General features: G+C 64.5%; 20 protein-coding genes, 1 tRNA gene and 1 pseudogene. 12 read left to right on the top strand and 10 right to left on the bottom strand.

Features of this window, described 5'->3' with window-relative positions; all coding sequences use genetic code 11:
* Nucleotides 1-157: 157 nt before the first annotated feature.
* Together BRPE64_RS19345 and BRPE64_RS19340 are read right to left on the bottom strand one after the other, a co-directional pair.
* A complete protein-coding gene (locus BRPE64_RS19345; protein WP_044042514.1) occupies nt 158-1,324 on the bottom strand; it encodes a porin in 1,167 nt (388 codons plus the stop codon).
* A 324-nt stretch (nt 1,325-1,648) separates the two neighbouring features.
* Nucleotides 1,649-2,986, bottom strand: coding sequence for a YihY/virulence factor BrkB family protein (locus tag BRPE64_RS19340; RefSeq protein ID WP_016355219.1), 1,338 nt, complete (start codon nt 2,984-2,986; stop codon nt 1,649-1,651).
* Nucleotides 2,987-3,184: 198 nt separating this feature from the next.
* Between BRPE64_RS19340 and fdnG the strand changes: the two genes are divergently transcribed.
* From fdnG to BRPE64_RS19290, 9 genes are all read left to right on the top strand, one after another.
* A complete protein-coding gene (gene fdnG / locus BRPE64_RS19330; protein WP_084675779.1) occupies nt 3,185-6,253 on the top strand; it encodes a formate dehydrogenase-N subunit alpha in 3,069 nt (1,022 codons plus the stop codon).
* Between the two features lie 9 nt (nt 6,254-6,262).
* On the top strand, nt 6,263-7,207 hold the full coding sequence (gene fdxH / locus BRPE64_RS19325) for a formate dehydrogenase subunit beta (protein ID WP_016355214.1): 945 nt from the start codon (nt 6,263-6,265) through the stop codon (nt 7,205-7,207).
* Entirely contained in the window at nt 7,194-7,844 is a 651-nt protein-coding gene (locus tag BRPE64_RS19320; protein ID WP_016355213.1) for a formate dehydrogenase subunit gamma, read from the top strand. The genes fdxH and BRPE64_RS19320 overlap by 14 nt, the downstream gene beginning before the upstream one ends.
* 101 nt (nt 7,845-7,945) lie before the next feature.
* Complete coding sequence (fdhE, locus tag BRPE64_RS19315; protein ID WP_016355212.1) at nt 7,946-8,926, top strand: formate dehydrogenase accessory protein FdhE; 981 nt, start codon at nt 7,946-7,948, stop codon at nt 8,924-8,926.
* Nucleotides 8,923-10,368: an L-seryl-tRNA(Sec) selenium transferase gene (gene selA, locus BRPE64_RS19310; RefSeq protein WP_016355211.1), complete on the top strand. Its 1,446-nt coding sequence runs from the start codon at nt 8,923-8,925 to the stop codon at nt 10,366-10,368. The genes fdhE and selA overlap by 4 nt, the downstream gene beginning before the upstream one ends.
* The gene (gene selB / locus BRPE64_RS19305; RefSeq protein WP_016355210.1) at nt 10,365-12,293 is read left to right on the top strand and encodes a selenocysteine-specific translation elongation factor; all 1,929 of its coding nucleotides are present in this window, start codon (nt 10,365-10,367) and stop codon (nt 12,291-12,293) included. Before selA ends, selB begins: the two co-directional genes overlap by 4 nt.
* A gap of 35 nt (nt 12,294-12,328) precedes the next feature.
* Nucleotides 12,329-14,332 (top strand): VTT domain-containing protein, encoded by a 2,004-nt coding sequence (locus BRPE64_RS19300; RefSeq protein ID WP_016355209.1) that lies wholly within the window; start codon nt 12,329-12,331, stop codon nt 14,330-14,332.
* 31 nt (nt 14,333-14,363) lie between these two features.
* A complete protein-coding gene (locus BRPE64_RS19295) occupies nt 14,364-14,987 on the top strand; it encodes a DedA family protein (RefSeq protein WP_016355208.1) in 624 nt (207 codons plus the stop codon).
* A gap of 69 nt (nt 14,988-15,056) precedes the next feature.
* Nucleotides 15,057-15,152, top strand: a tRNA-Sec gene (locus tag BRPE64_RS19290).
* Between the two features lie 336 nt (nt 15,153-15,488).
* Here the strand turns inward: BRPE64_RS19290 and BRPE64_RS34085 are convergent.
* Both BRPE64_RS34085 and BRPE64_RS19280 read right to left on the bottom strand, forming a co-directional pair.
* On the bottom strand, nt 15,489-15,770 hold the full coding sequence (locus tag BRPE64_RS34085; RefSeq protein ID WP_408608255.1) for a surface-adhesin E family protein: 282 nt from the start codon (nt 15,768-15,770) through the stop codon (nt 15,489-15,491).
* Nucleotides 15,771-16,176: 406 nt separating this feature from the next.
* The gene (locus BRPE64_RS19280) at nt 16,177-16,590 is read right to left on the bottom strand and encodes a DUF3597 domain-containing protein (RefSeq protein ID WP_016355206.1); all 414 of its coding nucleotides are present in this window, start codon (nt 16,588-16,590) and stop codon (nt 16,177-16,179) included.
* An 86-nt stretch (nt 16,591-16,676) separates the two neighbouring features.
* Here BRPE64_RS19280 and nadE point away from each other — a divergent pair, with 86 nt between their 5' ends.
* The 3 genes and pseudogenes from nadE to BRPE64_RS19265 all read left to right on the top strand — a co-directional run.
* A complete protein-coding gene (nadE, locus tag BRPE64_RS19275; protein ID WP_016355205.1) occupies nt 16,677-17,543 on the top strand; it encodes an ammonia-dependent NAD(+) synthetase in 867 nt (288 codons plus the stop codon).
* Nucleotides 17,544-17,707: 164 nt separating this feature from the next.
* Entirely contained in the window at nt 17,708-19,567 is a 1,860-nt protein-coding gene (gene ilvD / locus BRPE64_RS19270; RefSeq protein WP_044042502.1) for a dihydroxy-acid dehydratase, read from the top strand.
* Nucleotides 19,568-19,667: 100 nt separating this feature from the next.
* Nucleotides 19,668-20,105, top strand: a pseudogene (locus BRPE64_RS19265) (hypothetical protein); the annotation flags it as partial.
* A gap of 124 nt (nt 20,106-20,229) precedes the next feature.
* Here the strand turns inward: BRPE64_RS19265 and BRPE64_RS19260 are convergent.
* Genes BRPE64_RS19260 through BRPE64_RS19235 form a run of 6 tightly spaced genes read right to left on the bottom strand, consistent with a single transcriptional unit; the run spans nt 20,230 to nt 26,326 of the window.
* Complete coding sequence (locus tag BRPE64_RS19260; RefSeq protein WP_016355201.1) at nt 20,230-21,213, bottom strand: HEAT repeat domain-containing protein; 984 nt, start codon at nt 21,211-21,213, stop codon at nt 20,230-20,232.
* On the bottom strand, nt 21,210-22,079 hold the full coding sequence (locus tag BRPE64_RS19255; protein WP_016355200.1) for an ABC transporter ATP-binding protein: 870 nt from the start codon (nt 22,077-22,079) through the stop codon (nt 21,210-21,212). The genes BRPE64_RS19260 and BRPE64_RS19255 overlap by 4 nt, the downstream gene beginning before the upstream one ends.
* Nucleotides 22,076-22,891, bottom strand: a complete 816-nt coding sequence (locus tag BRPE64_RS19250) for an ABC transporter permease (RefSeq protein WP_016355199.1) — start codon at nt 22,889-22,891, stop codon at nt 22,076-22,078. The genes BRPE64_RS19255 and BRPE64_RS19250 overlap by 4 nt, the downstream gene beginning before the upstream one ends.
* A gap of 7 nt (nt 22,892-22,898) precedes the next feature.
* Nucleotides 22,899-24,317 carry an ABC transporter substrate-binding protein gene (locus tag BRPE64_RS19245; RefSeq protein WP_044042501.1) on the bottom strand — a complete coding sequence of 473 codons (1,419 nt, stop codon included), beginning with the start codon at nt 24,315-24,317 and terminating at the stop codon, nt 22,899-22,901.
* Nucleotides 24,318-24,333: 16 nt separating this feature from the next.
* Nucleotides 24,334-24,579, bottom strand: a complete 246-nt coding sequence (locus BRPE64_RS19240; protein WP_008352838.1) for a 4Fe-4S dicluster domain-containing protein — start codon at nt 24,577-24,579, stop codon at nt 24,334-24,336.
* A 10-nt stretch (nt 24,580-24,589) separates the two neighbouring features.
* Complete coding sequence (locus tag BRPE64_RS19235) at nt 24,590-26,326, bottom strand: fumarate reductase/succinate dehydrogenase flavoprotein subunit (protein WP_016355197.1); 1,737 nt, start codon at nt 26,324-26,326, stop codon at nt 24,590-24,592.
* Nucleotides 26,327-26,361: the final 35 nt, after the last annotated feature.

The raw sequence follows: 26,361 nt of genomic DNA, 5'->3' as shown, positions 1-26,361 counted from the left end.
GAGGGCTTCAGGCTGACAGTGAGCGCGACCGGTTGATTACGACGATTTGTTACGACCGACGCGCGCAAAAAAAACAGCCATCGGAAAACCGATGGCTGTTCGAGAGTGCTGCGGTCCGCGAGACGCGGCACTTGCGTGCCACGCCCGTCGGTTGTTCTTAGAACTTGTGACGCACGCCGACGATAACCGTCTCTTGGTGGCTGCGGCCGCTTTCGAAGCCGTACGAACCGATCGACGCTTGCGCCGTGCTGGTCGTGCCGCTTGCGTCGCGCTGGTCGCCGCTTGCGTGTTGATAAGCTGCAACAGCGTAGAAGTCGGTGCGCTTCGACAGCGAGTAGTCGGCACCCAGCGAAACCTGGTGGTACGTTGCCGACGTGTCGCCGCCCGACTTCGTGTACGTGTAGCCCAGACCCGTCAACAGAGCCGGCGTGATCTGGAAGTTCACGAAGCCGTTGCCCACGTTGAAGTGTTCCGAACCGAAGCGCGATGCGCCGTCAGCCTTGTACTGCGCGTTGCTGTACGAACCACCGATCGTGAATGCGCCGATCGAGTACTGAACCGCGCCGCGAGCGATACCGATAGCCTGAGCCGTCGCATAGGCGGCGTTGACCGGGCTGTTGAACAGCGAGTCCGACGACGGGCTGCCCCAGCCGCTGGCGGTGGTCGGCGGCACGCGGCCGGCGCTCGGGTTGTTCGCGTAGAAGTAGCCGCCTGCAACAGCCAACGGGCCGTTGTTGTACGTTGCAGCTGCCGACCACGTCTGGCCTTGGCCCGTCGTGCCCGCCAGGTTGCTGAAGCCGTACAGGCCTTCGACCTGGAAGCCTGCGAAGTTCGGCGAAACGTACTTGACGGCGTTGCTCACGCGCAGCGAGTTATCGTAGTTGTCGATATCGCCCGGCGTTGCGAAGATCGCGCCCCAGTAGTTGTCAGCCGTGATGCCCTGGACCATGTCGACCAGCGGATCGTATTGGCGACCGAGGGTGACCGTACCCCATTGGGCGCCCGACAGACCGACGAACGCCTGACGACCGAATTCGCGGCCGCCCTGGCCGAGACGGCCGGTGCCGACGTCAAAACCGTTTTCCAACTGGAAGATTGCCTTCAGGCCGCCGCCGAGGTCTTCTTGACCCTTCAAGCCCCAGCGATCGCCGGACAGGTTGCCGTTGATCATGCCCACGAGCTTGTCGCCGTTCGCGTTGGCATGGCTTACGTAGCCGATACCAGCGTCGATCACGCCATACAGCGTCACGCTCGTTTGTGCCTGTGCCGCGCCTGCTGCGCCGAGCATGGCCAGCGAGAGGGACGTCAGTGCGAATCGTTTCATCGAATTCTCCACGCGAATGATTAAAATCGTTGTTGCCGGCGCAGAGAATAACGCAACGTTTCGTAACTTAAGAAATGAAAAAATATAGACTGTCTCGAAAAACACACACTCCGGCGTGACGCCCGCCAGTCATGCCTTTCCGGCAGTCGATTTAGGAATTTTTGGATGACAGAGCCCGTCTCGAAAAGTTCCGCGCGTCGTGCGGATTTTAAAGACAACGCGCAAGACTTCCTCGCCGATTACCCTCGATTCAAATAACAAACGATTTATTTCCCGCGCGATTTTTCGGATTCGCAGGATAGCCGGCATGCCCGCGCGAGCGGATCAGTTTCGCGATGATTCGTCGTCGAATCTCGTGGGATCGCGGCGCGAGAGCAGGGCGACCGCCACGCCCGCGCCCGCCGCGACGAGCACCGCGCGCCACGGATGGCGGCGCACGGCCTGGTTGGCGTGCGACGCCTTGCGGCTTGCGCCGACCATCGCGAGCGCGGTGGCGCGGGTGGCCGTCGATTCCGCCCGCGCGATCTTGCGCGACAACTCAAGCGCGCGCGCCACAGCCGACACCTTCTTGCGCGCCTGACCGGTCAGTTGCTGCGCATGCTGCGCACGCGCGCCGATCACGCGCCGCGCGTTCGCCGAAACAGGCGCGCCCGCGGGCTCGACCGTAGCGGCCGCCTGGGCTTCGGCAGCAGCGGCATCAGGCGCCGCCACGCGCGTGGACGACGCCAGCAGCGAGCCGATCTTCGCGCGGCTTCCCGGCGGCACGCGGCCGCTGTTCTGCATCCCCCAGGCGCCGCGCGGATCGTGCAGACGCGCGCGGGCCGCCGAGAATTCGGCCCCGAGCAGCAGCACGGCGGCGGAGAAATAGAGCCACATCAGCAGCACGGCGAGCGAGCCGGCCGCGCCGAACGCGCTGGCCGTGCCCGCGTGCGTCAGATAGAGCGCGAACAGCTTCTTGCCCGCCGAAAACAGCACCGCGGCGACCAGACCGCCGACGAGCGCATCGCGCCATTGCACGGGCGCGTCGGGGAGAAATTTGAGCAGCGCGCCGAACGCGACCGACAAAATCGCGAGTCCGGCGACCATCTGCACGATGTCGCCGATGATGACGAACGGCGAATCGCCCCACAGCCACATGCCGACGGCCTGAATCGCGGTGTCGAGGACGAGCGAGACGATCAGCAGAAACGCGACGCCCAGCACGAGCCCGAACGAGATGAGCCGCACGCGCACCATCGCCATCACGCTGGAGCGCTGCTCGCCGGTGAGCGGCCACACGATGCTGAGCGCGGTGTTGAGCGACGAAAACGTCGCCGACGCGCCGATCGCCAGCAGCACAAACGAGATGATCGCGGCGATGCCCGTCCCGCCGCTGCGATGCGCGTTCTCGACGATGCTCTGCACGCTGGACGCCGCCTGATCGCCGAGCAGCCCGTTCACCTGATGAAACAGTTGCCCGCGTGCGGCTTCGGGTCCGAAAACCCAGCCCGCGACGGCGATCACCATGACGAGCGTCGGCGCGAGCGAAAAGGCCGAATAGAACGCGATGCTTGCGGCCATCGCGGCGCAGCGGTCCTGCGAGAACTGCTTGAGGGCGCCCAGCACCCACGACGCGTCTTTCTTGACCGCGGCTTCGATCTTCTGCGTTGACACGGAACTCATGACGGACCTCTCGGCGATGAAACGCGGGCGGCGCGTTCGGATTTCAAACCGTCGAGCACGTTCCATTCCAGAACATGAGCGAATCGGCGCACGCGGGGCGCGCCGGCATCCGTGGAAATCCCATGTCGGGCCATCTGCGCGGATTCATCGCGCACCATATACTTCAGAAACCCACCTTACGACGCGCCGAGGGCAATCATGCTCCAAATGTCACGTCGACAGTTCCTGAAGGTCTCCGCGAGCACGCTCGCCGGATCGAGCCTGGCGGCATTGGGCTTCTCTCCGGCTCCCGCGCTCGCCGAGGTCCGGCAATACAAACTGTCGCGCACCACGGAAACGCGTAACACCTGCCCATACTGCTCGGTCGGTTGCGGCATCCTGATGTACGGCCTGGGCGACGGCGCGAAGAACGCCAAGTCGAGCATCATTCATATCGAAGGCGATCCGGATCATCCGGTCAATCGCGGCACGCTCTGCCCGAAAGGCGCCTCGCTCATCGACTTCATTCACAGTCCGAGCCGGCTGCTCTATCCGGAACATCGCGCGGCGGGCTCGAACGAGTGGAAACGTATCTCGTGGGAAGAGGCGCTCGACCGCATCGCCGTGCTGATGAAGGAAGACCGCGACGCGAATTTCGTCGAGACGACGCCCGACGGCAAGAAGGTGAATCGCTGGCTGACCACGGGCTATCTGGCGGCGTCGGCGGGCAGCAACGAAGTCGGCTATCTGACGCACAAGACCGTCCGCAGTCTCGGGATGCTCGCATTCGACAATCAGGCGCGTGTCTGACATGGCCCGACGGTGGCAGGTCTTGCCCCGACGTTTGGCCGTGGAGCGATGACGAACCATTGGGTCGACATCAAGAACGCGGACGTGATTCTCGTGATGGGCGGCAATGCGGCCGAGGCGCACCCGTGCGGCTTCAAGTGGGTGACCGAGGCGAAGGCGCATCGCAAGACGAAGCTGATGGTGGTCGATCCGCGCTTCACGCGCACGGCATCGGTCGCGGATTTCTACGCGCCGATTCGCACCGGCACGGACATCGCGTTCCTGGGCGGCGTGATCAACTATCTGCTCACGAACGACAAGATCCAGCACGAGTACGTAAAGAACTACACGGACATGTCGTTCATCGTGCGCGAGGACTTCGCGTTCAAGGACGGCCTGTTCTCGGGCTACGACGCGGAGCATCGCAAGTACGACAAATCGAGCTGGGATTACGAGCGCGGCGAGGACGGCTATGTCAAAACCGATCCGACGCTGCAGCATCCGCGCTGCGTCTACAACCTGCTGAAGCAGCACTACGCCGCCTACACGCCGGAGATGGTGAACAAGGTGTGCGGCACGCCGACTGACAAGTTCCTCAAGGTCTGCGAGACGCTCGCGACGACTGCCGCGCCGAATCGCGCGGGCACGATCCTGTATGCGCTCGGCTGGACGCATCATTCGATCGGCGCGCAGATGATCCGCACGGGCGCGATGGTGCAGCTTCTGCTCGGCAATATCGGCATTGCGGGCGGCGGCATGAATGCGCTGCGCGGACACTCGAACATTCAGGGTCTGACGGATCTCGGCCTCATGTCGAATCTTTTGCCCGGCTACATGACTCTGCCGATGGAGAACGAGCAGGACTTCGACGAGTTCATCAAGAAGCGCGCCGCGCAGCCGCTACGGCCGAATCAGTTGAGCTACTGGAAGAACTATCGCGCGTTCCATGTGAGCTTCATGAAGTCGTGGTGGGGCGACAACGCGACGGCCGAGAACAACTTCGGCTACGACTATCTGCCGAAGCTCGACAAGTCCTACGACATGCTGCAGGTCTTCGAGTTGATGGCCGCGGGCAAGATGAACGGCTATATCTGCCAGGGCTTCAATCCGCTCGCCGCCGCGCCGAACAAGGCGAAGATCGGGCTCGGGCTGTCGAAGCTGAAGTGGCTCGTCATCATGGATCCGCTCGCGACCGAGACTTCCGAGTTCTGGAAGAACCACGGCGAGTTCAACGATGTCGATGCATCGAAAATTCAAACCGAAGTCTTCCGTCTTCCGACGACCTGTTTCGCTGAAGAACGCGGCTCGCTCGTAAGCTCGTCGCGCGTGCTGCAATGGCACTGGCAGGGCGCGGTCGGGCCCGGAGAGGCGCGCAGCGATCTGGAAATCATGTCGGGCCTGTGGCTGCGTATGCGTCGCGCTTATCAGGAGAAGGGCGGAAAGTATCCCGATCCGATTCTGAAGATGACCTGGCCTTACGCGGACCCGGAAAGCCCGACGCCCGAAGAAATCGCGATGGAGTTCAACGGCCGCGCACTCGCCGATGTCACCGATCCGACGGATCAAACGAAAGTGCTCGCGAAACGCGGCGAGCAGCTCGCAAGCTTCGCGCAACTGCGCGACGACGGAACGACTGCAAGCGGCTGCTGGATCTTCTGCGGTTCGTGGACGCAGGCGGGCAATCAAATGGGCCGGCGCGACAATTCGGACCCGACGGGCATCGGTCAGACGCTCGGCTGGGCCTGGGCGTGGCCGGCGAACCGTCGCGTGCTGTACAACCGCGCATCGTGCGATCTCAACGGCAAGCCGTTCGATCCGACGCGCAAGCTGATTGCGTGGAACGGCCGGACCTGGTCGGGGCCGGATGTGCCCGACTTCAAGATCGACGATCCGCCGGACAAGGGCATGAGCCCGTTCATCATGAATCCGGAGGGCGTGGCGCGGTTCTTCGCGCGCGACGGCATGAACGAAGGGCCGTTCCCGGTGCATTACGAGCCGTTCGAAACGCCGCTCGGCTACAACCCGTTCTTCCCGGAGAACAAGGTGGCGACGAGCAATCCGGCCGCGCGCGTGTTCGCGGACGATCGCGCCGCGTTCGGCACCGCCGACAAATTCCCGAACACGGCAACGACCTATCGCCTGACCGAGCACTTCCACTATTGGACCAAGCACGCGGGCCTGAACGCGATCATTCAGCCGCAGCAGTTCGTGGAGATCGGCGAGGAGCATGCGAAGGAAGTGGGTGTCGTCGCGGGCGATCGCGTGAAGGTGTCGAGCAATCGCGGACATATCGTCGCGGTGGCGCTCGTCACGAAGCGCATCAAGCCATTGACTGTGGAGGGCAAGAAAGTGCACACCGTCGGTCTGCCGCTACATTGGGGTTTTAAAGGCCTCGCGCAGCCGGGCTATCTCGTCAACACGCTGACGCCTTCCGTGGGCGACGGGAACTCGCAGACACCCGAGTTCAAGTCGTTTCTCGTGAAGGTCGAGAAGGCATAGGAGACCGCGATGGCACTGCAATCGCTGGATATCAAACGCCTCTCGGCCACGACCACGCCGCCGCCTAGCGACCGCGTGCCGGCGACGGGCACCGTGGCGAAGCTGATCGACGTGTCGAAGTGCATCGGCTGCAAGGCGTGTCAGACGGCGTGCATGGAATGGAACGACCTGCGCGACGACATCGGCCATACGACCGGCATCTACGACAACCCGCGCGACCTGACGGAGCATTCGTGGACGGTGATGCGCTTCACCGAATACGAGAATCCGAAGGGCGATCTCGAATGGCTGATCCGCAAGGACGGCTGCATGCATTGCGAGGATCCGGGGTGCCTGAAGGCGTGTCCGTCGCCGGGTGCGATCGTGCAGTACACGAACGGCATCGTGGATTTTCACGAGGAGAACTGCATCGGCTGCGGTTACTGCATCACAGGGTGCCCGTTCAACATTCCGCGTCTGTCGAAGGAAGATCATCGCGTCTATAAATGCACGCTGTGTTCGGACCGTGTGGCGGTCGGGCAGGAGCCTGCGTGCGTGAAGACTTGTCCGACCGGCGCGATCATGTTCGGCACCAAGGTCGACATGCAGGCGCAGGCGGCCGACCGCGTGGAAGACCTCAAAGAGCGCGGCTTCGCGAATGCGGGTCTGTACGATCCGCCCGGCGTGGGCGGCACGCACGTCATGTACGTGCTGCATCACGCGGATCAGCCGGAGCTGTATCACGGCCTCGCGAAAGACCCGCATATCAGCCCGCTCGTGTCGCTCTGGAAGGGCGTGAGCAAGCCGCTCGCGATGATCGGCATCGGGCTTGCAATGCTCGCGGGCTTCTTCCATTACACGCGCGTGGGTCCGAACGAAGTGAGCGAGGAAGAGGAACTCGCGGCGCAGCGCGAAGCCGAGGAAGTGCGGCGGCGGCGCGAAGCCGGACAGGAGCGTACAGATGAAACACGATAGCGAACTGCGTGACATCAAGGGCAACCGGCTGATTCTGCGCTATACGCCGAACGAGCGCACGAATCACTGGATCACCGCGATCACCTTCGTGCTGCTCGCGTTGTCCGGGCTTGCGATGTTCCATCCGTCGATGTCATGGCTTTATGCCGTTTTCGGCGGCGGGCAGTGGACGCGGATTCTGCATCCGTTCGTCGGCTGCGTGATGTTTCTGTCGTTCATAATCCTCGCGCTGCGCTTCTGGCATCACAACTATCTGGACCGGAACGACGTCCAGTGGATGAAGCAGATCGACGACGTGCTCGCCAATCGCGAAGACCGGCTGCCCGAAATCGGCAAGTACAACGCCGGGCAGAAGCTGCTGTTCTTCGTGATGGTGGCAAGTCTCGTGTTGCTGTTGCTGAGCGGGATCGTCATCTGGCGACGGTATTTCGCGTTCTACTTTCCGATCACGGTGATTCGCATCGCGTCGGTGGTGCATGCGGCGACGGCGTTCGTGCTGATCGTGTCGATCATCGTGCATATCTACGCCGCGCTGTGGATCAAAGGATCGATCGGCGCGATGACGCGCGGCACCGTGACCTATGGATGGGCGAGGAAGCATCATCCGAGATGGTTCAGGGAGACGATCGGGAAGTAGCGATACGTGAGCGCGTGTTCGATCGACTCGACCTTATGCTGATATCCTTGAGCGATAGTCGAACCGATCAGCACCATCAGCACCGCTTGCGAGGAAACCCCGTGGTCCAACGCATCGTCGAAGCCGGGCAAATCGAATCGCTCGATCCATCGGCCATTCCGCGCTTGCGCATGCCCGTGCGCGCCGCTGCATTCTCCGCGCGCGCAGCGCGTCTTCTGCAACTCGCCGAAGCCAGCAATCCGATCGCCGGTTATCTGCGCCTGATGGCCGCGCTCGCCGAAGCTCAGCAACGCGTGCTCGCAAACTTCGAAGCGCCGATGCCCGCGCGCGAATCGATCGAACTGAATCAGCGTCATTCGATGCCGATCGTCCCCGCGCTCAGCGATACGCGCGATCCCGCGTGGCGCGACGTGCTGTTCATGTTGCTGGACGATATCGAAACCGCCGGCGCGTTGACGCCGCCGCTCGCGCAACTCGTCGCCCGCCTGCGCGCAACGGAGGCCGCCGCGCTCGATGCGCAGGCCGACGCAATTCTGGCGTTGCGCTTCGCGGAGATCGATCCGGCGGCGGCGCCGTTCATCGCGGCGGCGTTGCAAGTCGTGTGGACCGATCTCGCGAGCCGCATCGACATGCGTGACGTGCCGTATCTCGACACCCCCGGCGTGTGTCCCGTGTGCGGCTCCGTGCCGGTGGCGAGCATCGTGCGCGTGGGCGGTGCGTACGACGGCTACCGTTTCGTGCAATGCGGCCTATGCGCGACCGAGCTCCACGTAGTGCGCGCGAAATGCTCGAATTGCGATTCGACCAAGGGCATTGCCTATCACGCGATAAGCGCCGCGGACATTGACGTCCGCGAGGAAGACCGCGCGGAAGTGGCTCGCCGTGCGCCGCTCAAGGCCGAGTCGTGCGACGAATGCGGCACGTATCGCAAGATCGGCTATCAGGAAAAGGCGTACGATTTCGAGCCTTTCGCGGACGATCTCGCGAGCCTCACACTCGATCTTCTGATGGGCGATGCGGGCTTTCGACGTGCCGCGCCCAACCCGTGGCTGTGGCCCGAGCAGCCGCGAGACGAACGATGAGCGACGTCCGACGCAACGACGGCGACGAACTGCGCGCATTGATGGCCCGTGTGCCGTCGGTCGAGCGCGTGCTGGCGTCGGATGCATTCGCGCCGCTCTGCGCACGCTACGGACGCACGCAGGTGCTCGACGCATTACGCACGACGCTCGATGCGTGGCGCGGCGAAGCGCAAGCGGGCCGCGCATCCGTCGATGCATTGAGCGATGCGTCGCTCGCGCTTTCAGTCGGCGAGCATCTCGCGAAGCGCACGCAAAGCAGCGTGCGCAGCGTCTTCAATCTCACCGGCACCGTGCTGCATACGAACCTCGGCCGCGCGCTTTTGCCGGACGAAGCGGTGAGCGCGGTCGTGGATATCCTCACGCGCCCCGCGAACCTCGAATTCAATCTCGATACCGGCGCGCGCGGCGACCGCGACGATCTCATCAACGGCCTGATCTGCGAATTGACGGGCGCCGAAGCCGCGACCGTCGTGAACAATAACGCGGCGGCTGTGCTGCTCACGCTGTCGGCGCTGGCTTCGCGCCGGGAAGTGATCGTGTCGCGCGGCGAACTCGTCGAGATCGGCGGCGCGTTTCGCATTCCCGACATCATGAGCCGCGCGGGCGCGAAGTTGCGCGAAGTCGGCACGACCAACCGCACGCATCTGAAAGACTACGACGAAGCGATCGGCCCGAAGACCGCGCTTCTGATGAAAGTGCATTGCAGCAACTACGCGGTCACCGGCTTCACGAAGGAAGTGTCGCTTGCCGAACTCGCGCCGCTCGCGAAGGCGCGAGGCCTGGCCATCGCGGTGGATCTCGGCAGCGGCACGCTCGTCGATCTCGCGCAATGGGGACTGCCGCGCGAGGCGACCGTGCGCGAGACCGTCGCGGCGGGCGCGGACGTCGTCAGCTTTAGCGGCGACAAATTGCTGGGCGGGCCGCAGGCGGGCTTGATCGTGGGGCGCCGCGATCTCATCGCGAAGATCAAGAAGCATCCGCTCAAGCGCGCGCTGCGCGTCGGCAAGCTGACGCTCGCGGCGCTCGAAGCGGTGCTGCGTCTGTATCGCGCACCGGAAAACCTGCGCGAGCGCCTGACCACGCTGCGTCTGCTCACGCGTCCCGCCGACGCGATGCGCCTGTCGGCCGAGCGCATCCAGGCCGCGCTGCAACGCATGGCGGGCGCCGAGTTCGCGGTCGCAGCCGAGCCGATGTTCAGCCAGATCGGCAGCGGCGCGTTGCCTGTCGACGTGTTGCCGAGCTACGGCCTCGCCGTGCGTCTCGCGAGCGGCAAGCGCGCGGGCGGACAACTGAACCGCCTGGAAAAGCGGCTGCGCGAGTTGCCGCGGCCGGTGCTCGGACGCATCGCGGACGGCGCGCTGCGCCTCGATCTGCGCTGTCTCGAAGAAGCGGACGAAGCGGCATTCGTCGCGCAACTGGAAGCGCGGAGCGCGGGCGCATGATCGTCGGCACGGCGGGACACATCGATCACGGCAAGACCACGCTCGTACGCGCACTCTCGGGCGTCGATACGGATCGTCTGAAGGAAGAGAAGGCGCGCGGCATCTCGATCGAACTGGGCTACGCGTATGTGCCTCTCCACGATGGCGGCGTGCTCGGCTTCATCGACGTGCCCGGACACGAGAAGCTCGTGCACACGATGACGGCAGGCGCATGCGGCATCGATTACGCGCTGCTCGTAATTGCCGCCGACGACGGCGTGATGCCGCAGACGCGCGAGCATCTCGCGATCCTCGAACTGCTCGGCGTGACGCGCGGGGCGGTCGCGGTGACCAAATGCGATCGCGTCGATTCAACGCGGCGGCGCGACGTGCACGCGGAAATCGATGCGCTGCTCGCGCACGGTCCATTGCGCGACGCGCCCCGTTTCGACACCGACGCCACCGCGCAAGACGACGCGGGCGTCGCCGCGCTGAACGCCCATCTGCGCGACGCGGCCGCACACTGGCGCACGCGCCGCGACGACGGCTTTTTCCGGCTGGCGGTCGATCGCGTATTCACGCTCGCGGGCCAGGGCACGATCGCGACGGGCACGGTGTTCGCGGGCCGCGCGAATGTCGGCGACGTGCTCGCGCTCGCGCCGCGCGCAGGCCGCGACGAACCCGTGCGCGTGCGCAGCATTCACGCGCAGAACCGCGCGGCGCAGACGGGCCGCGCGGGCGAACGCTGCGCGCTGAATCTCGCGGGCATCGACAAAGAGGCGTTGTCGCGCGGCGACTGGATCGTCGATACGCGGCTCGCGCGCGCGTCGGAGCGCATCGACGTCGAATTGACGTTGCTGGGCGATGCGCCGCTCACGCTCACGCATTGGGCGCCGTTGCATGCGCATCTCGGCACGACGCACCGCGTGGCGCACGTGGCGCTGCTCGAAGGCGACACGCTCGGCGCGGGGCAGACGGCGCGCGTGCAGCTCGTCTTCGATGAACCCGTGTGCGCGCTGCCGGGCGATCGCTTTATCGTGCGCAATGCGCAGGCGAACCGGACCGTCGGCGGCGGACGCGTGCTCGATCCGTTCGCGCCTGCCCGCAAGCGTCGCACGCCGCAGCGCCGCGCGTGGCTCGATGCGCTCGCTGCGCTCCTCGACACCGGCCGCGCCGATGCGCTCTTCGATCAGGCGCCGCATGGGCTCGCGCAGTCGCTGATCGAGCATCTGTGCGGCATGCCGGCGGCGTCGATTGCATGGCCGGACGATGTGCGCGTCATCGCCATGCCGAACGATGCGTTGCTCATCGCCGCATCGCAATGGGACGTGCTGCACGCGCGCCTCGTCGATACGCTCGCCGCCTTCCACGAACGTTTCCCCGACGAGCAGGGCCCCGACACCGCGCGCCTTCGCCGCATGGCCGCGCCGCTCGCGCCGGATGCGCTGTGGCGCGCACTGGTCGACGAAGCCGTCGCGCACGGTGCGATCGCGAAGAGCGGGCCGTGGCTGCATTTGCCGTCGCACGCGGTGACGCTCGATGCACGCGAGGAAACGCTGGCGCGCGCCGTGCTGGCATCGCTCGAATCGCTTGGACGCGGTCGCTTCGATCCGCCGTGGGTGCGCGATCTCGCCGCGACGCACAGCATCGCGGAAGAGGACATGCGCCGGCTGCTGAAAAAGCTCTCGCGTCGCGGCGACGTGTTTCAGGTCGTGCGCGACCTGTTCTACTGCCGCGCGACGATCAATGTGCTCGCGCGGCTCGTCGCGGAGCAGGCGCAGACGCAAGGCGGCGGCATCAACGCGGCATCTTTCCGCGATGCGAGCGGCCTCGGCCGCAAGCGCGCGATACAGGTTTTGGAGTTCTTCGACAGGGTTGGGTACACTCGATTCCACCGCGACCTCCACCTGTTGCGCACCGACAGCCGCTGGCACGAGTCCGTCTGACGATTGCGCGCTGCGCACGTCGCCCGTCGAGCACGATGGAACATTCCTACTTCAAGCTCTTGCATCTTCTGTCGGGCCACCCGGAATGGGCGCTCGCGGTCGTGCTGCTGGCGTCGTTTCTCGAATCGGTGGCCTTCATCGGCACGTTCGTTCCGGGCAGCACGGCGATGTTCATCGCGGGCGCGCTCGTCGGCACGGGCGCGCTGAATCTCGGCTGGGTATTCGTCTGCGCGATCGCGGGCGCCATAGCCGGCGACGCCGCGAGCTTCTGGTTCGGCCAGCGCTATGCCGACCGCATCGCGCAGATGTGGCCGTTTCGCACGCATCCCGGCGCGCTCGTCGCGGGCAAGAAATACTTCGATAAACACGGTGCCAAGAGCGTCGTGCTCGCGCGCTTCGTCGCACCGATGCGCGCCGTGGTGCCGGTGGTCGCGGGCGTCACCGGCATGACGCCCGCGCGCTTTCTCGCGGTCAACATTCTGAGCGCGCTCATCTGGGCGCCTACGCATATCCTGCCGGGCGTCGTGTTCGGCGCGTCCATCGAACTGGCGGGCGCGGTGTCGATTCGCCTCGTCGTGATCCTCGTCATCGTCACGGCGCTCGCGTGGCTCATCTTCAATCTGGCGCGTGTGATCGTCTCGCACGCCATGCGCTGGACCACCGTGTCGCGCGAGGCGCTGCTCGCGTGGGCGCAGGCGGGACGCGGGCTGCCGGGCCGGCTCGTCGCGCGCGCGCTCGATCCCGCCAATCCGGCGACCGGGCTCATCGTCATCATTTCGGTGCTGCTGCTGGTCTCGGCGCTCGTGTTCTTCTCGGTGCTTGCGAACGTTGCGCGCGGGGCGTCGATCGTGCAGGTCGATGTGTCGATTTACCGGCTGCTGCAATCGTTTCGTTCGACGTGGACCGACTCGATCCTCGATGCCGCCGCCACGCTCGGCAGCACCCAGACGCTGCTTGCGCTCGGCGCGATGGTCATCGTATGGATGAGCTTCGAGCGGCGCTGGCGCACGGTCATGTACTGGGTCGTGGCACTCGCGTTCTCGCAACTGCTCGTGAGCGCGATCCGCTTCACGGCGCACGAACCGGTGTTCGTCGCGTTTGCGCCTTCGGAGCATCGCTTTCCGAGCAGCCATATTGCGGCGACGGTCGTGATCTACGGCTTCCTCGCGTTCCTGCTGCTGCGGCGCGTGGGCTTGCTGGCGGGCGTGTTCATCGCGACGGCGACGTCGGCCATTGTCACGGCGGTCGCGCTGGCAGGCTTGTACTTCGGCCGCTTCACGATCTCCGATGCGCTCGGCAGCGCGGCGCTCGCGGCCGTCTGGGTGTTCCTGATCGCGCTCACGGCCGTGTGGCGCAATCCGGCCAAGCCGGCGCCGCGGCCGTTGATGCCGGTGGCGGTGCTCGCCGTGATCTGCGCGAGCGTCGCGCTGCAACTGAGCGACGATTCCGAGGCGCATAGCGCGCCGCCCGCGACCGTCGTCATCACGCCGATCCAGTGGACGGATTCCGTGTGGCGCACGTTTTCCTGTTATCGGTCGAGCATGGAAGGCGATCGTCGCGAGCCGATCACGGTGCAATGGGCCGCGACGCCCTCGCAGATCCGCGCGCAGTTGCTCTCGCGCGGCTGGACCGAGGTGTCGCATGTGACGCTGACGAGTGTGATGTCGGTGGTGTCGCCGAATGCGCCCGCGATCGCGTTGCCGGCGCTGCCGCGTTTGAACAACGGCGAGCCGTCGAAGCTGGTGTTCGCGCGCTCGTCGCTTGGCCCCGACGAACGCGACGTGCTGCGTTTCTGGCCGACGAACTATGAAGTGCGCGAGCGCCCGGGCGCGCCGCCGACGCCGATCTGGCTCGGCTCGGTCGTGCATGAGCGGCTGCGGCGTCCGTCGTGGCCTTTCAACGTGCTGCGCCCGGACCGGCGCATCGACCCTATGGCTTTCGACCATGGCAAGGGCTCGCCGTGGCAAGGCATCGAAATTGCGAGCAGCGCCGGATGTGGAAGCGTTCCGGTGATGCTCGTGGAATCGAGGTCCGAATGACGCATCGTAGCCAACGATCGCGAGGTGCTGCTTGATTCATATACCGCCGTCGGCGATCGTGCAGTGGGGCGGCGCGGCCGTGTTCGCGAACGTGCTGCTCACGCGGCTGGGCGTGCCGCTGCCTTCTGCGCCGCTGCTGGTGTTTGCGGGCACGGCGGTGGCGAGCGGGCATCTATCGTTTGCGCATGTGCTGTTTGCGGCGGTGTGCGGCGCGCTGCTCGGCGACAGCGTCTGGTTCTCGGCCGGGCGCGTGTACGGACGCAGGCTCGTGGCGGCGCTTTCGCGCAGATCGTATGCCGTCGATACGGGCATGCGCACGACCGGCGAATTGTTCGAGCGGCATGGCGCGCCGATCGTGGCGTTGTCGAAGTTCGTGCCGGGGCTCGGGCTCGTCACACCGCCGCTGATGGGCACGACGCAGATCGCGGTGCTTGCGTTTTTCTTTTGGGACACGGCGGGAATCGTCGCGTGGGCGACGTTCTGGCTGCTGGGCGGCGCGTTGTTCGAGCGGCAATTGCATTTCGTGCTGCTCGAATTGCAGGCGCACGGGGCGACGGTGGTCGATTTGCTGGTGGTGGTGGCGTTGCTGTACTGCGCGTATCGGCTGATGCGGAGACGGCAGCCGCGCGGGCGAGTGCGGGATGAAGGGCGGTGAGGTTTTCGCTTGTACGTGGATGATGCGTGGGCGGGCGTCGATATAATCGGAGGCCTGTGTTGGATTCGAGGAAGGCATCCGCATCCGGTGGTGCGGCTGGGCTTCAAACCCAGTAGGGGGTGTCAGACACCCTCTGGTCGGTTCGACTCCGGCTGCCTTCCGCCATGGGTTTTACGAGCGATTTGCGATCGGCGTAGTTTGCGTCATGCTGTTCTGCGCTGTGTCGGATCAGCCTCATGCCGATGAGATTTAGTATCCGTCAACGGCGCCGGAGTGCGTCAAACCTCATCTGCTCTCCGCGCTCGTCGATATTGATCGCAGTGCTTATTACCTTGAGACCTGCCGTTGCAGCCCCAGCAATGGCGCTTGCTCCAAAAATTGGAAGCTCGCTAGAGCATGAGGCGCCGAGATCAGTACGCAAGCCCGGCGATATAAGCCGGGCAATAGCGTGAATGAGCCGAACAACATTCAGGCGCTTCGCATGCTCAATCCGAGGGGCGCTCAGTTTGACGCGGAAGCTGACATGCCGCATGCAATCTTCATCTGGGTGTCCGACATCGAGCCCCGCACCACGTCTTCAGTCGGGCCCGATGCGGGATCTGATCCAAGCGAGCTTCCTGACTTGTCGTACACGACCATCGTGCCCTTGGTGAATCGACGCGAGCAGCAGTTGTAAACGTAGTGCGTGGGTGTGTAGGCGACTTGCTTGCCGACCATCTTCAGGTCCTTCCTCTTCACGGCCATCTTGATCCAGTCGCGAGAAATATCTCCGGCGCGATAAATCGAAGTCTCGTCGATGAAGAAATCGGCGGTTTCGGTCGTACCGACCTTCGTCCATTTTCCTGCGGCGATTCCAACGGTCGAAAACGCAGCGATTGCGCCGCACAGAACCTACTCTTTGATCATTGCCATCCGCTTGGTTGTAGTGACTCTTTCAATGGATAACGGCAATAATCGAAAGGACTTGAGGCCTGCCTTGCGCCCCGATGCGATCCGTATGTCTGGAAGGACCCCGCGCGACGTCGGGCGGGCAACATCGGATGAGCGCCACGCAGGCGCTCGATGTCGTAAGAGAGATTTGATTCGGGCATGCTCCCGGATTGCCGAAGCTCCAGCAAGCAGGTGCAATCCGCACCGCCCGTTTTGCGAGAAGAACAAGGAAGCCGACGCACCCCCAACCCCCAACCCCCTACTTCAACTCATCCGGCACCTTCCCGCCATTCTCCGCGAGCTTTTGCATCACCTGCTTGTGCAGCCAGATGTTCATCGCGGCCGAGTCTTCCGTGTTGCCGCTGTAGTGCAGTTCCGACGCGAGCTCCTTGCGCGCAGCCAAGCTGCTATCGAGGCCCAGCAGTTTCATCAAATCGACGATAGACGTGCGCCAGTTAAGCTGCTCGCCGTGACTCGCCTGCATTTGCGTCAGCACGGCTTCGACATCCACCGGCTCTTTCGGCGCGGCGGACCCCGCGGGCGTCGATGTTGGCGTCGATGCGGGCGCCGGTGCCGCCGGTGCCGCCGCCGGCTGACTTGCGCCTGCGTCGGCCGCTGCCGCACTGTCGTGGTGCCCGAAAATCTTGCTCACTATCGATGAAAAGATGCTCATAATCGCCTCCTGTTGGTTAGGCCTCTTGCAGACGCAATCGCCGTGCCGGCGACGCTTCGTCGGCCATACACGTTCACGGAGAAACCATGGCCGATGACACACTCGCACGGCGCGCCTGGCAGGCGCAAGTGATTCGCGCGCTCGGCGTCTCGCAGGCTTTCGATGTCGATGCCGAACGCGAGCAACGCATCGAATTCCTGAGCGGATATCTCGAATCGCAAGGGCTTCGCACGTACGTGCTGGGCATTAGCGGCGGCGTCGACTCATCGACGGCGGGGCGGCTCGCGCAATTGAGCGTCGAGCGGCTTCGCGCGCGCGGCTACGAAGCGCATTTCGTCGCGCTCAGATTGCCCTACGGCACCCAGCGCGATGAAGAAGACGCACGGCTCGCGCTCGACTTCGTGCGTCCGGACGAGATGCTCGACGTCAACATCGAAGGCGCATCCGACGCCATGCTCGCCGCGCTCAAACACGCCGGCGCGCATTACGCCGACGAATCACAAGAAGACTTCGTGCTCGGCAACATCAAGGCGCGCGAGCGGATGATCGCGCAATACGCCGTCGCGGGCGCACGGGCGGGCGTGGTGATCGGCACCGACCATGCGGCCGAATCGCTGATGGGCTTCTTCACGAAATACGGCGATGGCGGCGCGGACATTCTGCCCTTGTCCGGGCTCACGAAACGCCGCGTGCGCGCACTGGCGCGTTCGATGGGCGCGCCGGAAAGCCTCGTCATGAAGGTCCCGACGGCGGACCTCGAAACACTCACGCCACAGCGTCCGGACGAAGACAGCTACGGCATCACCTACGACGACATCGACGACTTTCTCGAAGGCCGCGACGTAAGCGATCACGTGCTCGCCACGATTCGCCGTTTCCACACGGCGACGCGGCACAAGCGCGCGCTGCCGGTCGAATTTTCCGCGACGAGGATCGGCGATCCGTCTGCGTAAATCGTTTCTTAAGCGCGTACTTCGGCCGCAAAGCCCGCTCGCAGGCGCTGTGGGATAATCGCGCTTTTGCCCGGGCGCAGCTCAAGAGGCCGTCGCGCGGGCGTAAAAGGGCCTTTATCCTCGTGGCCCGCTTCTCCTTCGCGATATTTCCAGAGCAATCCACGATGCCCACATACCGTTCCAAAACCTCCACCGCCGGCCGCAACATGGCGGGGGCGCGCTCCCTCTGGCGCGCCACCGGCATGAAAGACGAAGATTTCTCGAAGCCGATCATCGCGGTGGTCAATTCGTTCACCCAGTTCGTGCCGGGTCACGTGCACCTGAAGGATCTCGGCCAGCTCGTCGCGCGCGAGATCGAAGCCGCGGGCGGCGTGGCCAAGGAATTCAACACGATCGCCGTCGATGACGGCATCGCCATGGGGCATGACGGCATGCTGTATTCGCTGCCGAGCCGCGACATCATCGCGGATTCGGTCGAGTACATGGTGAACGCGCATTGCGCCGACGCCATGGTCTGCATCTCCAACTGCGACAAGATCACGCCCGGCATGCTGATGGCCGCGATGCGCCTCGACATTCCGGTGATCTTCGTCTCCGGCGGCCCGATGGAAGCGGGCAAGACGCGCCTCGCGAATCCCGTCACGAAGGCGATGGAGTTCAAGAAGCTCGATCTCGTGGACGCCATGGTGATCGCCGCCGACGACAAATACACCGACGCCGAAGTGGCCGAAGTCGAGCGTTCCGCGTGCCCGACGTGCGGCTCGTGCTCGGGCATGTTCACGGCCAACTCGATGAACTGCCTCACCGAAGCGCTCGGCCTCTCGCTGCCCGGCAACGGTACGGTCGTCGCGACGCACGCGGATCGCGAGCAGCTTTTCAAGCGCGCGGGGCGCGGCATCGTCGAATTGGCGCGACGCTATTACGAGCAGGAAGACGCGAGCGTGCTGCCGCGTTCGGTGGGCTTCAAGGCCTTCGAGAACGCGATGACGCTGGATATCGCGATGGGCGGCTCGACCAACACCATTCTGCATTTGCTGGCGATCGCACGGGAAGCGGGCATCGACTTCACGATGGACGACATCGACCGCCTGTCGCGCACCGTGCCGCAATTGTGCAAGGTCGCACCGAACACGAACAAGTACCACATCGAAGACGTGCATCGCGCGGGCGGCATCATGGCGATCCTCGGCGAACTGGATCGCGCGGGCAAGCTGCACACGGACGTGCCGACGGTGCACGCGCCCACGCTGAAAGACGCGCTCGATCAGTGGGACGTCGGGCGCACCGACGACCCGGCCGTGCGGACCTTCTACATGGCCGGTCCCGCCGGTATCCCGACGCAGACGGCGTTCAGCCAGAACACGCGCTGGCCGAGCCTCGACACCGATCGCGCCGAGGGCTGCATCCGCTCGTACGAGCACGCGTTCTCGAAGGAAGGCGGCCTCGCCGTGCTGACGGGCAACATCGCGCGCGATGGCTGTGTCGTGAAGACGGCGGGCGTCGACGAGAGCATTCTCGTGTTCGAAGGCTCGGCGCATGTCACCGAGTCGCAGGATGAAGCCGTCGAAAACATTCTGGCGGGCAAGGTGAAGGCGGGCGACGTCGTGATCGTGCGCTACGAAGGTCCGAAGGGCGGCCCCGGCATGCAGGAAATGCTCTATCCGACGAGTTACATCAAGTCGAAGGGACTGGGCAAGGCTTGCGCGCTGCTGACGGACGGCCGCTTCTCGGGCGGCACGTCGGGTCTTTCGATCGGGCACTGCTCGCCGGAAGCGGCAGCGGGCGGCGCGATCGGCCTCGTGCGCGATGGCGACAGGATTCGCATCGATATTCCGAATCGCACCATCGACGTGTTGCTGAGCGACGAAGAGCTGGCGCGGCGTCGCGAAGAACAGAACGCCAAGGGTTGGAAGCCGGCGAAGCCGCGTCCGCGCAAGGTGTCGGCGGCGCTGAAGGCTTATGCGAAGCTCGTCATGTCGGCGGACAAGGGCGCGGTGCGTGATTTGTCGTTGCTGGATGATTGATGCGCTGACGCGTTTCGCGTGTCTCGCGATAGAGCCGCTCCCGAGGGAGCGGTTTTTTTATGGGCGTGCCGCGCGATGGTAGGCGCGTTGCGCTGGCCGAGATGTGCCGCCGCTGATGCGCAAGTACATGGATGACGCGGAACTGGTCGTCGACCGATGGACCGAGATTCGCTGGGATGCGCCCGCGACCATCCGCCTGAACGCCGGCGCGACGCCGACCGGAAAGCCGCGCGAAGACGGCATTCAGGCGTTCGGCACGCATTTGCTCACGCCCGAGACCGAATACTCGACGCATTACTCCTACGCGCATGCGCGCAGCTTCAAGATCGACGATCCTGCCACCGATGTGCTCGTCCGCGAATGGCAACAGGTCGCGTTCAACGAGCAGGACAAACCGATGATCGAGGCACAGCAGAAGATTCTCGGCGAGCGCGAACTGATGGACATGCGCCGCGTGCTGAAGAAGCTCATCGCGGAAGAGCATGCGGCCGGCGAAGCGACGGGCAAGGCCGGCGAGCTCGTCGCTTCTCACGGATGATGAACTCCAGTGGACGCACGCGTATCACGCGCCGTTCTATCTGCTCGCGGCGGGACCGATCGTATCGACCATCGCGTTGCTGTGGGTCAGAGACGGACTCTCCGCCGAGCCGCGCCAAGTCGCCTCATGAGCCATGCCGCGCACCGATCTGTGCAATCGCGATGCGCGCGGCCTTGCGCACTTCCGGATCGCCGTCGGTAAGCGCGGCATCGAGCACGGCGAGCGCCTGCGTATCGCCCAGTTCACCGAGTGCGAGCGCCGCTTCCTTGCGCACGTTGCTGATCGGATAGGTCAGCAGTTCCGCGACCGCGTGCGTGCTCGCCGCATCGCGCAGACGTCCGAGTGCGCGCGCCGCTTGCAGCGTGACCTGCCAGTAGTCGTCGGCGAGCGCGTCTTCGAGTGCGCTGCGCGCCGCCGTAAGACGCAGCTTGCCGAGCGTTGCCGCCGCCTCTTCGCGCACGCGCCATTCGTTATCGGCGAGGGCGTGTTGCAAGGTGGCGAGCACGCTGTCGTCGGTGGCGAAGCCGAGTGCGCCAACGGCTGCATGCCGCACATCGATCGATTCATCGGCACGGGCGAGCCGCGTCAATTGCGGCAATGCATTCGCATAGCGCAGCCAGCCGAGCACGCCGACCGCTTCGCGTCGCACGACAGGCGATGCATCCGATAGCGCATCGAGCGCAGGTTCCGCCGCATTCGGCAAGCGCAATTCGCGCAGCGCACGCAGCAGTGCCGCGCGCGTGAACGCGTCGGTGTGCGCGTCGGCGAGGCGAGGCAGCAGGCGCTCGCCCGACGAAGGATCCTTCAATGCCGTGAGACTCTCGGCCGCGGCATCGCGTGTGCCTTCGTCGCTATCGGCGAGTGCCGTGCACAGTGCATCGACGACTTCGTGCGTGTCCCATGCGCCCAGCCGTTGCGCGGCGGTGCGGCGCACATCGGCGTCGGCGTCGTTGAGCAGCGCGGCCGCGAGCGCGGGCAGCCACGTTTCGTCTTCGAGATCGGCGGCTTCGATCACCGCGAGGCGACGCACGGCGGCGTCCGTATCGGCGAAGCGGGCGGCGAGGGCGTCGTCGGCGATGTCATCGAATAGTGGATTGGTATGCGTCATGAAGCGGTCTGAGCGGTGTGAGTGATGTCGATGCTCGCCGGCGCGTCGCGCAACGTGGCGGGCGTTACGGCATGTCGATGCCTGAGCAGCGCGAGGCAGCGGCGCTTCAGCGCGACGAACGCAGGCTCCGTGACGAGATCGCGCGTTTCGCTTCGCTCGCGCGGCCGCGCGAACGGCACGCGCAGTTCTTCGAGCACCGTGCCGGGGCTCTGACTCATCACGAGAATGCGGTCAGCAAGAAACAAGGCTTCGTCGATGTCATGCGTGACGAACACGACCGTCGGCCGCCGCTCGCTCCAGACATCGAGCAGCAGCGCCTGCATCATCGCGCGCGTTTGAGCGTCGAGCGCGCCGAACGGCTCGTCCATCAACAGGATGCGAGGCTCGTTGAGCATGGCACGCGCGATCTCGGCGCGCTGCTGCATGCCACCGGACAATTGCGCGGGATAGCTGTGCGCGAACGCACCGAGCCCGACACGTTCGAGCAACGCCTGAGCGCGACGATGCCGCTCGCGTCGGCCGATGCCCTGCATCTTCAAGCCGAATGCGACGTTGTCGAGCGTCTTGCGCCACGGCAGCAGCGTGTGCTGCTGAAACACCATGCCGCGCTCGGGATGCGGTCTGTCTATGCGTTCGCCATCGAGCAGGGCGCGGCCTTCTGCGGCAGCGACATGTCCCGCGAGCGCACTGAGCAAGGTCGATTTGCCGCAGCCCGACGGCCCGAGAATGCAGACGAATTCACCCGGCTCGATGACCGCGTTCACATCGCGCACGGCGGTGAACGCGTCGGCGCCTTCGCCCAGCGTGATCGTCAGTGCTTCGAGAGCGATGCGGCCCGCGCTCGTTCGAATGTTGCGCGGATTCATCGGCGTCTCCCTGCGGCGAGCCACGGCGTGAGACGCCGTCCTGCAATACGCACGAGCGCGCTGCTGCCCATGCCGAGCAAGCCGATCAGCAACATGCCGACGACAACTTCGGGATAACGCTGCACCGTGTACGACTGCCACGTGTAATAGCCGATGCCGAACTGACCCGAGATCATCTCGGCGGTGACGAGACAGAACCACGATGTGCCCATGCCGATGGCGAGACCGGTGACGATGGCGGGCGCCGCGCCGGGCAGGATCACTTCGCGAAGGATCACGCGATCGTTCGCACCGAGGCTGCGCGCCGACGACACGAGCCGCGGCTCGACACCTTCGACGCCGTGTATCGTGCCGAGCAGGATCGGAAAGAACGCGCCGGTAAAGGTGATGAAGATCATCGACATCTCCGACGAAGGGAACATCAGGATCGCGAGCGGAATCCACGCGACTGCGGGAATCGGCCGCAATACTTCGAGCGGCGTGAGCAGCGCGAGACGCGTCCACTGCGAACGTCCGATGGCGAGCCCCAACGCAATGCCGCTCGAAGCCGCGGCGACATAACCCGCCGCGATGCGTCGCAGGCTGCTCGCCAGGTCCGAGAAGAGCTTCGGCGAATGCGCGAGATCGACGATAGCCGCGAGCGTATCGGCGGGCGTAGGCACGTTCTCGAAGGTCACGATGCCGAGGTTCCAGTGACGCGTCGTCGCGAAGTGCCAGAGCAGCAGGCAGAACGCGAGCGACGCCCACTGCACGATTGCGCGCGCGCCGCGTGAACGCAGCAGCGATGGAGCCGTGAGTGCGAGCGTCGACATGTCTGCCTCAGCGAGTGGCAAGCGCGGTCGGCTGGCGCGCGGCGGCGAAATCGATTACCTGTCCGCCATGTGCGCTCGCCCAGGCTTGCGCGCGGTCCTTCAGCAGGAAGGCGTTCAACTGGCCGTCGGCGCTTTTCGCGAACCAGGCCTGACTGGCAAGCAGTTTGATGCCGCTCTCGCGATCCTGCGCATAGAACGCGCGCACTTGCTTGCCATCGCGTTCGAGCGTGCCGAGTTCCCGCACCGCTTCGTCCGGCGATGCATAGCTGCGCACCTTCGCCTCGCCGCGCACCCAGATTTGCGCGACGCGATCCGTCTTCGCGATGGGCTTGCCGGTCAGCGCATCGTTCGCGACGAGCGGCGTCTGCGCATAGTTCCTGAGCGCGGCCTCGTAGTCGAGATGCTCGGCCTTGAAGGCGGCGCGCAGATAACTATCGTCGATGAATGCGTTCGCGTTCAGATCGCCGTCCGCGCGCTTGAGCAGCTTGAGCGTATCGAACGAGGTCTGCACGGCTTGGCGATACTCGGGCTTCCACGTGAGATCGCGCGTCTGCAAGCCGAGCGGGCCATGAAACAGATAGTCCACTTCCGGTTCGATGCCCGTGACCTTCGCGATCAGCTCGCTGTATTTTTCCGGCTCGGCCGCGAGCAGCCGATTCGCTTCGATCACCGCACGCAGATACGCAACGACGACCTCCGGATACTTCTGCGCATACTCTTTCTCGACGAGCGTGCCGTGCAGCGTCGCGGCACCGGCCTGCGAGCCATCGTAAATCTTGCGCGCGAAGCCGCGATACGGAAACAGCTCGGCAAAGGGCACGAAATCGGCGTGTGCGTCGATCTTGTGCGTCTGCAATGCGGGGCCGGCCACTTCGGGCGCTTGCGTGACGATGTTCACGTCGCGCTCCGGGTCCCATCCCTGTGCGGCGACGGCGCGCAACAGCATACCGTGCGCGGTCGAAGCAAACGGCACCGAGATCGTCTTGCCCTTGAGATCGGCGATGGATTGCGCGGGCGAATCCGTCGGCACGACGATGCCGTTGCCGCTGCCCCGCACGCTGCCCGAGAGCACGCTGATAAAGATGCTGCCCTTGCCCGCCTTCTGATTCGCGACGCCGTTGAGCACGCCGGGAAAATCCGCCATCGAGCCGAAGTCGAGCTTGCCCGCGACCATCTCGTTCGTGATCGGCGCGCCGCTCGTGAAGTTCTTCCATTCGATATCGTATTGCGCGTCCTTGTACTTGCCGTCGTGCGGAAGATACTTGTCGAGCAGATGCAGTTCGCGGATCAACGCGCCGCCCGCAGCGGTGTTGATGGTTGTATCCTGCGTGCCGATGGCCACGCGGATTGTTTCTGCATGCGCGGCGCTTGCGAAGAGCGCGGCCGTCAAGGCCAGCGATTGGGCCAACAATAGCGTCCGTTTCATGATGCGTGTGTCCTCGTCAGCGAAGAAGATAAGGAATATCGACGTGCACGGCATTGGTCGGACAGTCGCGCTCGCAGGGCATGCAGTACCAGCATTCGTCGAACTTCATGAAGGCCTTGCCGGTGTCGGGATCGATGGCGAGCAGGTCCATCGGACATACGTCGATGCATACGGTGCAGCCCTTGTCGGCGATGCACTTGTCTTCGTCGATCATGACGGGAAGGCTCGAGCGCTGACGCGCTTCGCGGGGCACGAGGGCCATGGTCTCTCTCCTATGCAGCAACCGGCTGCGCTGTGCGAGCCACACGCAGGCGCGAATAGGCGCCGCGCTCGGACTCGTCGACGGGAACCACATACGGCTCCACGGACTTCTTGAACGAGGTCATGCGCCCCGATGCATCCTTCTTCAGATGCGCATGACAGAACCATTCGGCGTCGTTGCGCTCGGGATAATCGACGCGATGGTGATAAAGACCCCAACGGCTCTCCGTGCGATACAGCGACGCGCGCGCGGCCATCTCGGCGCAATCGAGAATCGCGGAGACTTCGGCGGCGCGCATCAGTTCGTGCGGATCGGCGGCGGCAAGATGTGCGATGTCCTCGCGAATTTCAGCGAAGCGTTGCAGGCCGATCTCCATGCGCCGCGTGACCTTCGGCGGCTGGAGATAGTCATTCACGAAGCGGCGCAGCTTGTACTCCACCTGTGCGGGCGGCAGGCCGTGTTCACGCGCAAGCGGTGCGAGCACGCGTTCGCGTTCCTGCTCGACTTGCGATGCATCGAGCGCGGGCAATGCGCGCCCCGCAACGTGCGCGGCCGCGTGTTCACCGGCGAACCATCCGTACGTGAACGCGCCCAGCATGTAGTTGTGCGGCACGGCGGCCATGTCGCCGGCGGCATAGAGCCCCTGCACGGAGGTGCGCGCGTGCTCGTCCACCCATACACCGGACGCGCTGTGACCGCTGCACAGGCCGATCTCCGAGATATGCATCTCGATCATGCGCGTGCGATAGTCGTTGCCGCGTCGCGCATGAAAGCGGCCTCGGCTAGGTCGCTCGTTGGTATGCAGGATCGTTTCGATCGTCTGAATCGTTTCTTCGGCGAGATGATCGAGCTTGAGGAAGACCGGCCCGTTGCCGCTCTGAAGTTCCTGATAGAACTCCCACATCATCTGCCCGCTCCAGTAATCGCATTCGATGAAGCGTTCACCACGGCCGTTCGCCGTATAGCCGCCGAGCGGTCCCGTCACATACGCACACGCCGGACCGTTGTAGTCCTTGATGAGCGGATTGATCTGGAAGCATTCGAGATTAGCCAGCTCCGCGCCTGCGTGATACGCCATGGCGTAACCATCGCCGGCATTGGTCGGATTCTCGTAAGTGCCCATCAGATAGCCCGAGGCCGGTAAGCCGAGCCGCCCGGCCGCGCCGCAGCAGAGAATCACGGCTTTTGCGCGGATCACGTAGAAGTCGGCAGTGCGGCAGTCGAAGCCCATGACGCCCGCGATCTCGCCATGCGCGCCGGTCAGCAGTCTGGTCGCGACGACGCGATTCGTGATCTCGACGCGCGCTCGTTTCAACTGACGATAGAGCACCTTCTTGACGTCGTGGCCTTCGGGCATCGGCAACACATACGCGCCCATGTGATGCACCTTGCGCACCGCGTAGTCGCCCGTGTGATCCTTCTCGAACTTCACGCCCCAGCGATCAAGCTCTTCGATCGTCTTGAAGCTGTGCCGCGCATACGCGTAGATCGTGGCCTGATTAACGATGCCGTCGTTAGCGACGGTGATTTCCTTCGTGTATTGCTCGGGCGTCGCGTGTCCGGGAATGATGGCGTTGTTCAGGCCGTCCATGCCCATCGAAATGGCGCCGCTGCGCTTCACGTGCGCCTTGTCGATAAGCAGTACGCGCAGGCTCGGGTCGCGCTGCTTCGCCTTGATGGCGGCCATCGGACCGGCCGTGCCGCCGCCAACGACGACGATGTCGTATTCGAGTTCGTGGGTTTGCATGATCTGGTGGAGACGTCACTTGTTATGACAAGTCA

This window comes from Caballeronia insecticola, assembly GCF_000402035.1.
GTDB lineage: Bacteria > Pseudomonadota > Gammaproteobacteria > Burkholderiales > Burkholderiaceae > Caballeronia > Caballeronia insecticola.
This window is presented reverse-complemented; position numbering and strand designations above follow the sequence as displayed.

Excerpts from the sequence above, each read along its gene's own strand:
- BRPE64_RS19345 (WP_044042514.1), bottom strand. The coding sequence starts at position 1,324 with ATGAAACGATTCGCACTGACGTCCCTCTCGCTGGCCATGCTCGGCGCA.
- BRPE64_RS19340 (WP_016355219.1), bottom strand. The coding sequence starts at position 2,986 with ATGAGTTCCGTGTCAACGCAGAAGATCGAAGCCGCGGTCAAGAAAGAC.
- fdxH (WP_016355214.1), top strand. The coding sequence starts at position 6,263 with ATGGCACTGCAATCGCTGGATATCAAACGCCTCTCGGCCACGACCACG.
- BRPE64_RS19320 (WP_016355213.1), top strand. The coding sequence starts at position 7,194 with ATGAAACACGATAGCGAACTGCGTGACATCAAGGGCAACCGGCTGATT.
- selA (WP_016355211.1), top strand. The coding sequence starts at position 8,923 with ATGAGCGACGTCCGACGCAACGACGGCGACGAACTGCGCGCATTGATG.
- selB (WP_016355210.1), top strand. The coding sequence starts at position 10,365 with ATGATCGTCGGCACGGCGGGACACATCGATCACGGCAAGACCACGCTC.
- BRPE64_RS19300 (WP_016355209.1), top strand. The coding sequence starts at position 12,329 with ATGGAACATTCCTACTTCAAGCTCTTGCATCTTCTGTCGGGCCACCCG.
- BRPE64_RS19280 (WP_016355206.1), bottom strand. The coding sequence starts at position 16,590 with ATGAGCATCTTTTCATCGATAGTGAGCAAGATTTTCGGGCACCACGAC.
- nadE (WP_016355205.1), top strand. The coding sequence starts at position 16,677 with ATGGCCGATGACACACTCGCACGGCGCGCCTGGCAGGCGCAAGTGATT.
- ilvD (WP_044042502.1), top strand. The coding sequence starts at position 17,708 with ATGCCCACATACCGTTCCAAAACCTCCACCGCCGGCCGCAACATGGCG.
- BRPE64_RS19260 (WP_016355201.1), bottom strand. The coding sequence starts at position 21,213 with ATGACGCATACCAATCCACTATTCGATGACATCGCCGACGACGCCCTC.
- BRPE64_RS19255 (WP_016355200.1), bottom strand. The coding sequence starts at position 22,079 with ATGAATCCGCGCAACATTCGAACGAGCGCGGGCCGCATCGCTCTCGAA.
- BRPE64_RS19250 (WP_016355199.1), bottom strand. The coding sequence starts at position 22,891 with ATGTCGACGCTCGCACTCACGGCTCCATCGCTGCTGCGTTCACGCGGC.
- BRPE64_RS19245 (WP_044042501.1), bottom strand. The coding sequence starts at position 24,317 with ATGAAACGGACGCTATTGTTGGCCCAATCGCTGGCCTTGACGGCCGCG.
- BRPE64_RS19240 (WP_008352838.1), bottom strand. The coding sequence starts at position 24,579 with ATGGCCCTCGTGCCCCGCGAAGCGCGTCAGCGCTCGAGCCTTCCCGTC.
- BRPE64_RS19235 (WP_016355197.1), bottom strand. The coding sequence starts at position 26,326 with ATGCAAACCCACGAACTCGAATACGACATCGTCGTCGTTGGCGGCGGC.